Raw genomic sequence first — 12063 nt, 5'->3', positions numbered from 1 at the left:
GGCTTACTCACAATCTTACTCACAAAAATTGGTAATTGCATGTATTACATTGTTATGGAAGGTTAGAATAAAAATATCGTTGAATCAATTGGATAGGTTGTAATGTGATTTGTATTTATAGAAGGTTAGATTGTTAATTGGCATTATCCAATCTGGAATGCTTTCAGATTAATCCACTGATTAAGGATTATAACGGTCCTGCCTGTGCGTATGTTACTGGACCGCTAGGTGGCTACACCGCCAACAGTAAAGGTGAACGCTTTATTGAATGTGATTACTGGAGCGGACAGATGATGTGGGAATTTTATCAGGAACTTGAAAGTGGTAATGGTCCTGTATTCCTTAAAGTTGATCATCTGGCCGAAGAGACTATCCAGACGATTGAGGAGATTTTACATAGCAATGAGCGTCCGAGCCGAGGGCGTTTTCATCAAGGGCGAGGCACAAATTATCGTCAAGATATGGTCGAGATGCATATTTCCGAGATTGGTTTTTGTAGTGGGCACAGTGCATCCGGCGTATGGGTGAACGAGAAAGCGGAAACTTCGGTCAAAGGCTTATATAGTGCGGGTGATATGGCCGCTGTACCGCATAATTATATGTTAGGTGCATTTACCTATGGTTGGTTTGCTGGAGTCAATGCCGCGCAATACGTGATGGATGTCGAAGACAGCAAGCTAAATCAGGCGGAGATTGAACAGGAAAAAGCCAGAATCTATGCGCCGTTATCTCGTCAGGAAGGGTTATCACCTGAACAGGTCGAGTATAAATTACGTCGCTTTGTGAATGATTATTTACAGCCGCCCAAAACACGACAAAAGATGGAAATCGGTTTGCGCCGTTTTGAAGAAATCAAGCAGGATATTTTGCAGATTGCGGTCCACAACCCACATGAGTTGATGCGCGCCGCAGAGGTATCTGTGATTCGGGACTGCGCTGAAATGGCAGCTAGAGCATCACTCTTTCGGACTGAAAGTCGTTGGGGGTTATACCACTACCGTGCAGATTTTCCCGAAAAAAACAACGAAAACTGGTTTTGCCATGCGCATCTGAAAAAAGATGAACAAGGCAATATGGTGAGTTTTAAAAAGGCCATTGAACCCTATGTGGTTCCGATTCATGAAAGTGAAGCACAGTCCTATGATCAGCTTCGTATCCAGAAAACGCATAAAGAAACTGTGACAGGTTAAACAGAAGGATCATGACAAATGGCACTTATTTTTAAAGAAATTAATCATCGTAGCGTCGCTCCAGTTTTGGTCGATGAAGATAAATGTATTGCTGACAAGGGATGTACGGTTTGTGTAGACGTCTGCCCGCTGGATTTACTGGCGATTGATCCGCATACCCAAAAAGCCTTTATGCAGTTTGATGAATGCTGGTACTGCATGCCGTGTGAAAAGGACTGCCCGACAGATGCGATTCAGGTCAATATTCCATATTTATTGAAATAATTTATTGGAAGAATGACCTAGAGGGTTAACAGCTGCATTCATAACATCGAAAAAGGATAATACATGTCTATTCAATACCCACAAGTGCTTGATCTTGATGAAGATGATCAAGAATTTTTTAGGCAGTTGAACACGAATGATGAAAAAATTCGTTTCATTACCCTGATGCACATTGCAGAAGAAGAACGCGAAGAACTTTTACCATGGTTACATTATGCACTACAGCATGATCCCGCAGTGATCGTTCGTCAGGAAGCGGCAAAACGACTAGAGGGTTGGGAGGATTCAGCATCCTTACAGGCATTGGCAAATGCCTTGAATGATGACTCAATGATGGTGGTCGATGCGGCGACACAAAGCCTGAGTGAAGTAAAAAATCCTGAATCTGCCGAGATCCTTACACCTTATCTGGACTCCAATAATAGCATGGTAAAAATTGCCATATTGCGTGCGCTTAAACCATTACGATCAATTGCTTCATATGACCGTATTTTGCAACATACCCAACATCGCGATATTCATGTACGTCGCGAGGCAGTCAGTGCTTTAAGCTGGTTGCAACAACAGCAGGCCGTAGACATTCTGGCTGATATTGCTCAGAACGATATTGATCAAGAAACACGTCGTATTGCGACTGGGGGCTGAGCTATACTCAGCAGATATCGCCGCAAGTCAGCACTGCATTAGGAAGTGCTTTACACGCTCCTGATTGGCAATTGCGGGTCGAAGCAGCTTTGACCATCGGTAAACTTAGGGCAACTGCACTTGAGCAAGCCTTATTACCATTATTGCTGGATCCATACTGGCAGGTCAGAATTGCGGTGACCAGAAGTCTGGGATTGTTAAAATCAAGATTGGCGCTGGACGGTCTGGCAGAAAATTTCAAGCATGAGATCAGTAATTTACGTAAGGAAGTTGCACTGGCACTGGGTGAGATTGGTGGCGAGCAATCTACGCAACTACTCCGCGATCATGAACAGGATTCTGATCCTGAAGTGCGTAAAGCAATTCGTATCGGTCTGGATCAGATTCGGGAATATGCGCATGCAACTTAAACCGAATATCCATGTCGATGTACAACAACATACCGTTGCATTCAAATGGCCCGATAAGGATCTGTTCATCACCCATCAACAACTTCGCGAAATCTGCCCTTGTGGTTTCTGTAAGGCCAAACGTCTACGTCACCAAGCGGATGTAGATGCACATACTGTGCAAGTTACCGCTATGTTTGATCAGGGGTATGGCGCTCAAATCTGTTTTAGTGATGGACATGATCAAGGTATTTTTCCATGGGTATTTTTGAAAAATCTTGATCTATAGCTGATTTTTTGTTTTAGCCTATTGGCTAAAAGTTTAGGGTCTCCTTATTTACTTTTTTCCTTGCTAAACTTTGTAAAATATGGCTTTGATATTGGGATGTTTATATCTTACTTAAATAGGTATAAGCATCTTTGATTTTTTTGCCTTGCCCATCATAAAATTAGAGATATTATTTTTATCACCATAAAACAATCAACCAAGTGATTGCGATCAGGCTTAAGGCAACAAATTGAGCAGCGCTGCCCATATCTTTGGCATTTTTAGACAGTTCATGTTTTTCAAGTGAAATTCGATCCACCACAGCTTCAATCGCAGAATTAAATAATTCAACAATAATGGCAATGAAACCAACGCCAATCAGTAAAATCCGTTCAACTGGGCTGAAATCCAGACTGAAATTCACCACCAATAACACAATATTCAGCAAGATAATTTGTCTAAATGCGGCTTCGAGTTTAAATGCAGCTTTAAAACCCGAGATGGAATAGCTTGTCGCATTGAGAATGCGCTTGATGCCGTTTTGACCCTTGTATGGAGAAGGAGAGGTGGTTTTCATGGACATTTACCGTTATCAAATGATGCTTTGAAGTTTGAAGAATTTTACTTAAGACTATATGAGGAATGTAGAAATTTTTTGATGATTGTTATCGATCTTCAACAACCTGATTTAAAAAAAGGTTGATTGGGTAGCATGCCGATATAATTTGACAGGGTGATGACGTTTTGATGTTTTTTTGATGAAGAAAAGCCCTTAAAATCGCAGTCTTTATACATAATCTCCATGATTTATCCGTTTTTTTTCTGCTCTGAAAATTTATATTAAAAATACTTGTATTTAAATAAAGACTCATTGATTATCAATAGATTATTCAAGTTGATCATCGTTGCAACTGAACATTTTTATTTGACATTTCGCTCCCTTACATTGGAAGTAAAGCGCTCATGCTCTCCAGATTTTTTATTGATCGTCCCATTTTTGCTTGTGTACTTGCCATTATTGTCATGGCGGTGGGTTTGTTTTCAGTTTTAAATTTGCCTGTTGAGCGTTATCCAGATATTGCGCCACCACGGATTACGGTTTCTGCAAGCTATAGCGGTGCCGATGCACAGGCTGTTGAAGATAGCGTGACTCAAGTCTTGGAGCAACAGATCAAGGGAATTGATCATTTACTGTATTTTAGTTCCAGTAGTGATGCCAATGGTAGCAGTCGCATCAGTCTGTATTTTGCGCAAGGGACAGATCCTGATGAAGCACAGGTTCAGGTGCAAAATGCCGTGAATGGTGCGATTAATCGTCTTCCAGATGATGTACAGCGTCAGGGGATTACGGTTCGTAAATCCTTAAGTGATTCATTTATGGTGATTGGATTGGGTGACCGTTCTGGTCGCTCAAGCAATATTGATATTTCTGATTATTTAAGCAATAACTTTGAGCTGAATCTAAGCCGTATCGAAGGTGTCGGTGAAGTTAATGTTTTTGGTTCGCAATACGCGATGCGGATCTGGCTAGATCCAACCAAGCTTAGACAATATCAACTTATGGTCAGTGATGTCCGTACTGCAATTGAAAATCAAAATACCCAAGTTGCGGCAGGGGCAATTGGTGAATTACCAGCTGGTAATGATCAATATCTGAATGCCAAAGTGACATCGGGTTCACTGCTGCAAACGCCAGAACAATTTGAAAATATTATTATCAAAGCCAATCAAAATGGCAGTTTTGTTTATCTTAAAGATGTAGCAAGGGTCGAGGTCGGTGCTGAAAACTATCAGGTGTTTAACCGACTCAATGGTTATCCAGGTTCAGGATTATCGATTTCTCTTGCAGTAGGTGCAAATCTGATGCAAACCGCAAAAGCGGTGTATGCCGAAGTCGAAACTCTCAAGAAAAATTTACCAGACGGTTATTTTGTGATTTATCCACGTGATGATACACCGTTTGTCAAAGAGTCTATTTCCCAAGTCGTTTCAACATTGGTAGAAGCCATCGTATTGGTGGTCTTGGTCATGTTTTTGTTTTTACAAAATTGGCGCGCCACCTTAATTCCAGCCATCACCGTCCCTGTGGTGATATTAGGGACATTTGCGATTTTGTCCGTTTTGGGGATGAGTATTAATACTTTGACCTTATTTGCTATGGTACTCGCAATTGGTTTATTGGTCGACGATGCCATCGTGGTGGTTGAAAATGTCGAACGGATTATGCATGAGCAACAGGTCGATGCCAGACAAGCCAGTATTCAGTCCATGCAGGAAATTGGTGGTGCTTTGGTGGGGATTACTTTGGTACTCACCGCGGTTTTTATTCCGATGTCATTTTTTAGTGGCGCGACAGGGATTATTTATCGACAATTTTCGATTACCCTTGTCGCAGCGATGGCACTGTCTTTAATGGTCGCTTTGATCTTAACGCCTGCTTTATGTGCTGTACTTCTCAAACCTCAAAACAAGCAGTTCCGATGGGCGCAGTGGTTTAATCGCAGTCTAGATAAACTTAAAAGCCATTATTTAACACTTTCTAAAAAATCCATTGATTTTAAATATATTTCTGGTGCTGCTTTTATCCTCTTGATTGTCAGCTTTGTTTTAATTTATCGGGCATTGCCGACGAGCTTCCTGCCGCAGGAAGATCAAGGTGCCTTAATGGTTCAATTCACTTTACCTGAAGGGACGCCATTGAGTAAAACTGAAGAGGTTGGTAAACAAATCTCTGATTATTTTCAGACCACTGAAAAGAACAATACCAATGGCATTATGGTGATTAATGGCCGTAATTTCTCAGGAACAGGGCAAAATCTAGGGCAAGCCTATGTTTCTCTGAAACATTGGGATGATCGTAAGGGTAATCAAAATAGCGCACAACAAATTCGTGCCAGAGCTTCGAAATATTAGACTTCCTTCATAAATCATTTTTCAATCAATTTAATAGTTTATCTTTCACCCAATCTAAATTGTATATGCCAGCAAGTAAATTAAACCGCAGGTTTAATCGTTTACGACGATTTCTATATACACAAGATAAAATCTTAAAACATTTCATCCTTCCAAATACATGCTCTACTTGAATTCGTCTACGACCAATCTCTTTATTTAACTTTTTTAATTCAGAATCTAGTTTTTCAGTTTTCTTTGCTTTAGATGGCATGAGGCATCCAAAACCCAATTTCTTTATCCCTAAATACCCCTTATCAACGATAAAAAAGGGCTTAAATTTTAATTTCCTCATGCTTTTTTTAAATATTTTAAAATCATGCATGCTTCCATGACTTCCACATACACTCAGTATTTCACCTGTTGTATAGTGCATAGATAGCTGAAATTTAAAGGTATGTCGCTTTTTTTTACCGCTATACCATTTCTTCTGTTTTTTTTTGGACGTTGAACTAATATTTCAGTTGCATCAATCACAACAACTTCCCAATCCACTTCATCTCGATTAGGAAGTTGTTTTGGCAAGTTAAATTTTCCAGAACGGATTAAGGTATCTTCAATAACACGTGTGATACGAATTGCACTCGTTTCAGATACACCGTAACTCATACCAAGATGGAAAAATGTTCGATATTCTCTCCAATATTCTATACATAAGAGCAAACGATCTTCCAACGGTAATTTATGCGGTCGTCCTTTACCAATATGACGGGGTAACTGCTTATTTATCTCGGCCAGCATGAGGTTAAATGTAGCCCAACTAACACCGGTAAGCCTACGAAACTTAACGTCTGATAATTTTTGAATATCTTTGAATTTCATCCAAGGATTATCCCTTGAATTAAATAATTTTGCTGATTAATTTAAGATCAAATAAATTGTACGTTTTTTGATTTATGAAGGAAGTCTATTTTTCAAAAAATAATCAGGCACGAATTAATGTCTTAATGCCGTCAGTGATTCGTGGTTTGGGGAATTCAGATAAAGTGGATTTCTGGATACAGGATGTCAAAGGTTTGGGTCGTGACAAACTGATTGCTAGTTTTCAAAATCTGCAACAGCAAAGTGCAAAGAGTCAGCAAGTCAGCAATCTTGATAAAAAAGGTAATGATGATCAGGCGGTATTAAACATTAAAATTGATCATCGGATTGCGATGGCAAATGGTGTCAATGTCAATGATATCAATCGAACTTTATCGACTGCGTGGAGTGGAACCTATATCAATGATTTTATTGATCGTGGTCGTATCAAACGGGTTTATTTGCAAGGTGATGCACCGTATCGTTCTAAACCTGAAGATTTAAGTTACTGGTTTGTCAAAAATACCAAAGGTCAAATGATCCCGTTTAATCAGTTTAGTGCTGTGCAATGGCAAGGTGCACCGCCTTTGTTGGAGCGGTTTATGGGGTATCCTGCGATTGAACTGGAAGCCGATGCCGCTAATGGTTCCAGTACAGGTCAGGCGATGCAGCAGATCAGCCAAATGGTTGCTGATATGCCAGATATCGGTTTGGCATGGAGTGGGCTTTCATATCAAGAATTACAATCGAGTCATCAGGCGATCTGGCTATATATTATTTCGATTGCATTTATCTTTTTATGCTTGGCTGCACTCTATGAAAGTTGGTCGATTCCAACCGTGGTAATGATGGCGATTCCATTAGGCATTGGTGGAACAATTTTGTTTAGTTATTGGTTTAACTTTGCCAATGATATTTATTTTCAAATTGCTTTACTGACCACGATTGGCTTGTCTTGTAAAAATGCGATTTTGATGGTCGAATTTGCGGCGAACTTGCAAGAGCAGGGTGCCAGTGCAATTGATGCTGCCTTAAAATCTGCGGGTTTGCGCTTACGTCCTATTCTCATGACTTCACTGGCTTTTGGTGCAGGTGTAGTCCCGTTGATGTTTTCTACGGGCGCAGGTGCGCTCAGTCGTCAAGCCATTGGTTATAGTGTTTTTGGTGGGGTGTTATTCGGCACGATTCTGGTTCTTCTATTCATTCCATTGATGTATGTCGTGATTCGCTCTATGTTTAAATACCAGCCAGCTAAACGATGAAATCAAAAAGATTATCTGATGAAAAACAAAACCAAAAATTGAACGGCTGAATCTTGATTGAAAATTTGATAGCCGTTCAAGTCATCGTTACCTTTTTGATATGTATTCGATCGATTAATTCAGGTAAAAAATGAAATTAAGCCAGACAGAATAGTCTAATTTTTATTCGTGTCTACGCATACTTTATAAGCATAAACAGATGAAGTTTGAAGCACTGCTTCAGTTTTTGAGGGTCGATCATGAATGCTGCGCTTTTGTCTCAAGTCTACGAAGCGATGACTCAATTTGATATTGAGCGAGCTATTACACTGGTTGCGGGCATGAAAAAGGCAGATATTGCCGAAGTGTTAGAACACATGCCAGCACAATTCAGTTGTCAGCTTTTAGAACACTTGCCGCGCCGTGCGAAAATCTTTGCCAAAATTGATCCTGCTTATCAAGCTAAGTTGGTACATGAGTTTTCACGAGCGAGTTTAGCTGAAATCGTATCTGAAATGCCCTCAGATAAGCGCACCGATTTATTCAAACGTCTGGATTCTCAAGAACAACAAGCTTTGCTACCCGCGTTGGCTCAAGCACAACGCGAAGATATACGCCGTCTTTCGACTTATCAGGAGGAAACCGCTGGCGCAATCATGAGCTCAGAATATGTCACACTAAATCAGGACATGACTGTTGCTGAGGCGATGCAGACGATCAGGTTACAGGCACCTGATGCAGAAACCATTTATGAATCTTATATTATTGATGAAAAACGTCATCTGATCGGGGTTGTTTCATTGCATGAACTCGTTTTAGCGCCCTTACAACAGTTGATTCGAGAGTTAATGAATACTGATGTGATTAGTGCCTATGTGGATGATGATCAAGATGAAGTTGCTAAGAAAATCGCGCATTATGACTTAATTGCACTTCCAGTAATTGACCATCAAGGGACTTTGTTGGGTATTGTAACTTATGACGATGCTATGGATGTCGCCAGTGAAGAAGCCAGTGAGGACTTTTTAAAAGTGGGTGGGGTAGAGGCTTCAGCCCCCAGTTTAAATATCAAGGAAGCATCGCTTTTCTTACTTTATCGTAAAAGAGTATTTTGGCTGGTGATCCTGGTCTTTGGCAGTTTGTTATCAGGTTTAGGGATTTCACATTTTGAATCGGTGATTCAATCTAATATTGTATTGGTTTTTTTCTTGCCATTACTGGTTGGAAGTGGAGGGAACGCAGGCTCGCAATCGGCAACTTTGATGGTTAGAGCTTTAGCCACGGGTGACGTGGTCATGAAAGACTGGTTTAAATTGCTTGGTCGAGAATGTCTGGTCGCCTTAGGATTAGGAATTACCATGGCGATTGCAGTCGCAATATTAGGCTATATTCGTGGCGATGCGATGGTCGCATTAGTGCTCATTTTAAGCATGATCGGCATTGTCTTGATTGGTAGTATCATTGGAATGAGTTTGCCTTTTATTTTAGATAAACTCGGTTTAGACCCTGCTAGTGCATCAGCTCCATTGGTCACTTCGATTTGTGATGCAACAGGAGTGATCATTTATTTATTTATTGCTGCTCAGTTGTTGAATCAAGTGAACATCTAGAGAATTAGGATCTAATGACATTTCATTCCTAGTTGCAATATCTGTGAAAGATCACCAGACTCTTGATGAAAGTCAGAACAAAAATACTGGAATGCATTAAACTACTTCAATCCATTTGATTTAGAGTTTTTATGACGGAACAAAAAAAATTAACAGAACACGAAGTCATTAAGCTTGAGCGCGATTTGGCCAAGTTCGCCAATATGATGGATAGCGTGGTGCGTATTCCTTTTACCAAGCAAGGCGTAGGAGCAGATGCCGCCTTAAGTACAATTCCTTTTGCAGGCGATGCAGCAGGATTTGCGTTGACTTGTTATGCCATTTACAAAGCCAAGCAAATTGGCGTACCGCAACATAAGTTGAATCCAGTAATAAAGCTGGCTGCGATGGATGCGGTGGTAGGCTGTATTCCAGTCGCAGGAACATTATTTGATATTTTTATTCGCCCGAGTCGTAAGGCGCTGGATATCGTACATGAACATATTCGTGAAGAATACCAGATTCAAAGTCAATCACATGTGATACACCCGTATCTGCATGAAGCGCTGGAAAGAAAACAGCAACAGTCTGCATTTTGGCGAAATCCTGTGGTGAGCTGGATTTGGTTGCACTTACCAGATTTGATTGGGCTGATTTTTCTAATATTCTTAGTTGCGGGTCTGTGGATGGGAACGCATTATCTTTGGTCACTGTATCAAGGTCGTTAGTGATTGTGATCCCATCAATAAAAAATGCCAGTCAATCAGGACTGGCATTTCTCTTTTCATTGTTTCATTAATTTATGGACAATTTAATTGTTGTAACGCAGCAACACGTTGTTCAATGCTCGGATGAGTATGAAACAATGCGGCTAAACTAAAGCCTTGTTCTTTACCTTCAGCAATCGCAAATGCTTTCATTTCTTTTGGCATTTGATCAGGCAGTTCAGATTCAGCTTGTAGGCGTAACAACGCAGAGATCATGGCTTGTTTACCTGCTAAACGTGCACCTGCTTCATCGGCACGGTATTCGCGTTGGCGTGAAAACCATAGCACAATCGTTGAAGCCAAAATACCAAACACGATGTCCAGTACAATGGTCACGACAAAATAACCCATACCCGGCGCTTCGCCATCTTGACGACCAAATACGTTACGATCGATAAAATCACCAATCACGCGAGCAAAGAACATCACGAAGGCGTTGACGACACCTTGAATCAGAGCAAGTGTCACCATATCACCATTGGCAACGTGACCAATCTCATGTGCCAGTACTGCACGTAATTCGTCTTTATTCATCCGCTCAAGCAGACCACTTGACACAGATACAAGCGCATCGTTTTTGTTCCAGCCGGTTGCAAATGCATTGGACTGGTAAGAGGGGAAAATTCCCACTTCGGGCATTTGAATGCCTGCACGTTGCGAAAGTTCTGCAACCGTTTGCAATAACCATGCTTCCGCCTGATTACGTGGAGCATTCGGATCGATCAATTCTGTGCCTGTGGTTTTTTTCGCCATCCATTTAGACATGAACAGTGAAACGAGAGAGCCAACCATACCAAACACAAAACAGATGACCAAGAGGTTGCCTAGATTTAAGCCACCCGCGCCATGGTAACTACCGACACCGAAGAGTGACAAAATAATGCCAGCTACAACCAGTACCGCGAGGTTGGTTAGCAAAAACAAACCAATCCGCATCATTGAGTAAATCCTCTTTTAGGGTATTAAAATAAAATACAGCATGATCCTAAAATCATTAGGCTAAATATGAGGGGCTTTTCTTAAAAATTCAAGACCTATTATTTTATTTAAGGAATTTTTAAGTTAACTATTGTATGCGATCTAACTCTCTAATTTGAAATATGAATTCTGGCAGATGCTGTCGCATTATCAGTCACATAGGTGCCTGGAGCATCAGTAAAACTGTTATTCGACACAGAAATAACCTGACGACTATATTTAGTTGGGTTGTCGGTACGTGGATTAGCGGCTGTCGCTGAGCTATTATAATTGGCAGACTGGGCGATAATTTGAGGCGCTGGAGTGGTCGTCGAACTATTACTCACCCCTGAGGCGTAAAGATTGTTAAAGCGACTGGTCACACGGTGCACATAGTCTTGTGTTTCACGAAAAGGGGGAATGCCACCATATTTATCGACATTACCTTCGCCTGCATTATACGCAGCCAATGCGAGTTGAGTATTACCATTAAAGCGTTTCAGCAACCAGCTTAAATATTTGGCGCCGCCAAAAATATTTTCGTAGGGATCATAAACATTAGACACATTAAAACGCTTTGCTGTCGCAGGCATCAGTTGCATTAAACCTTGTGCACCTACAGGCGAGCGGGCATTGGTATTAAAGCCAGATTCAGTATGCATGACGGCTTTAATCAAACCTTCAGAAATACCATGCTGTTGAGCCGCCTGACGAATAATTTGATCAAATGCATTCTTATTTTTACTATAGCTTGGTAAAACGGCGGCTTCAGAGCTGCCCCAGTTGCGATAAGAATGAATATTACTATCTGGATAATACGTGGCTTTAATTTTTGTCAGTGAGCGATCCGAACTTTTTCGATTGGTCAGTAAGGTGCCGCCCTCTCGATCCTTATAAATGTAAATTTGTCCAGCATGCGTAGCTACAGTCATTATACTGGTAACGACTGCCCCCAAAATAAAATGTAAAGAAAAATGCACACTCTTTTTCATTGTATATT

At 40.8% G+C, this 12063-nt stretch carries 9 protein-coding genes and 4 pseudogenes; 8 read left to right on the top strand and 5 right to left on the bottom strand.

Features of this window, described 5'->3' with window-relative positions:
• Nucleotides 1-143: 143 nt before the first annotated feature.
• From EGS47_RS01755 to EGS47_RS01740, 4 genes and pseudogenes are all read left to right on the top strand, one after another.
• Nucleotides 144-1190 (top strand): annotated as a pseudogene (locus EGS47_RS01755) (fumarate reductase/succinate dehydrogenase flavoprotein subunit); the annotation flags it as partial.
• An 18-nt stretch (nucleotides 1191-1208) separates the two neighbouring features.
• Nucleotides 1209-1454 carry a 4Fe-4S dicluster domain-containing protein gene (locus EGS47_RS01750; protein ID WP_004990164.1) on the top strand — a complete coding sequence of 82 codons (246 nt, stop codon included), beginning with the start codon at nucleotides 1209-1211 and terminating at the stop codon, nucleotides 1452-1454.
• A gap of 63 nt (nucleotides 1455-1517) precedes the next feature.
• Nucleotides 1518-2509, top strand: a pseudogene (locus tag EGS47_RS01745) (HEAT repeat domain-containing protein).
• Nucleotides 2499-2777, top strand: a complete 279-nt coding sequence (locus tag EGS47_RS01740) for a gamma-butyrobetaine hydroxylase-like domain-containing protein (RefSeq protein ID WP_005003454.1) — start codon at nucleotides 2499-2501, stop codon at nucleotides 2775-2777. Before EGS47_RS01745 ends, EGS47_RS01740 begins: the two are co-directional and overlap by 11 nt.
• Before the next feature lie 178 nt (nucleotides 2778-2955).
• Here the strand turns inward: EGS47_RS01740 and EGS47_RS01735 are convergent, their stop codons facing one another.
• A complete protein-coding gene (locus EGS47_RS01735) occupies nucleotides 2956-3333 on the bottom strand; it encodes a diacylglycerol kinase (protein ID WP_005003455.1) in 378 nt (125 codons plus the stop codon).
• A 386-nt stretch (nucleotides 3334-3719) separates the two neighbouring features.
• Between EGS47_RS01735 and EGS47_RS01730 the strand changes: the two are divergent.
• Nucleotides 3720-5666 (top strand): annotated as a pseudogene (locus tag EGS47_RS01730) (efflux RND transporter permease subunit); the annotation flags it as partial.
• Nucleotides 5667-5694: 28 nt separating this feature from the next.
• Here EGS47_RS01730 and EGS47_RS01725 read toward each other — a convergent pair.
• Nucleotides 5695-6165, bottom strand: coding sequence for an IS5/IS1182 family transposase (locus tag EGS47_RS01725; protein ID WP_077165880.1), 471 nt, complete (start codon nucleotides 6163-6165; stop codon nucleotides 5695-5697).
• Nucleotides 6057-6449 carry a helix-turn-helix domain-containing protein gene (locus tag EGS47_RS01720; RefSeq protein ID WP_171455400.1) on the bottom strand — a complete coding sequence of 131 codons (393 nt, stop codon included), beginning with the start codon at nucleotides 6447-6449 and terminating at the stop codon, nucleotides 6057-6059. Before EGS47_RS01720 ends, EGS47_RS01725 begins: the two co-directional genes overlap by 109 nt.
• A gap of 167 nt (nucleotides 6450-6616) precedes the next feature.
• On the opposite strand from EGS47_RS01720, the pseudogene EGS47_RS01715 reads away from it, so the two are divergent.
• The 3 genes and pseudogenes from EGS47_RS01715 to EGS47_RS01705 form a co-directional block, all read left to right on the top strand.
• Nucleotides 6617-7771: pseudogene (locus tag EGS47_RS01715) on the top strand (efflux RND transporter permease subunit); the annotation flags it as partial.
• Between the two features lie 239 nt (nucleotides 7772-8010).
• Nucleotides 8011-9360, top strand: coding sequence for a magnesium transporter (gene mgtE / locus EGS47_RS01710; protein ID WP_119686969.1), 1350 nt, complete (start codon nucleotides 8011-8013; stop codon nucleotides 9358-9360).
• Nucleotides 9361-9491: 131 nt separating this feature from the next.
• Entirely contained in the window at nucleotides 9492-10067 is a 576-nt protein-coding gene (locus tag EGS47_RS01705; RefSeq protein ID WP_119686968.1) for a DUF4112 domain-containing protein, read from the top strand.
• Between the two features lie 72 nt (nucleotides 10068-10139).
• Here EGS47_RS01705 and htpX read toward each other — a convergent pair whose 3' ends face one another.
• Nucleotides 10140-11045 carry a protease HtpX gene (gene htpX / locus EGS47_RS01700; protein ID WP_004990141.1) on the bottom strand — a complete coding sequence of 302 codons (906 nt, stop codon included), beginning with the start codon at nucleotides 11043-11045 and terminating at the stop codon, nucleotides 10140-10142.
• A 149-nt stretch (nucleotides 11046-11194) separates the two neighbouring features.
• Complete coding sequence (locus tag EGS47_RS01695) at nucleotides 11195-12055, bottom strand: lytic transglycosylase domain-containing protein (protein ID WP_119686967.1); 861 nt, start codon at nucleotides 12053-12055, stop codon at nucleotides 11195-11197.
• Between the last annotated feature and the right edge of the window lie 8 nt (nucleotides 12056-12063).

Origin of the sequence: Acinetobacter sp. FDAARGOS_515, assembly GCF_003938865.1 — a bacterium.
GTDB lineage: Bacteria > Pseudomonadota > Gammaproteobacteria > Pseudomonadales > Moraxellaceae > Acinetobacter > Acinetobacter ursingii.
The sequence above is the reverse complement of the archived record's forward strand: the minus strand, read 5'-3'. Positions and strand labels throughout refer to the sequence as shown.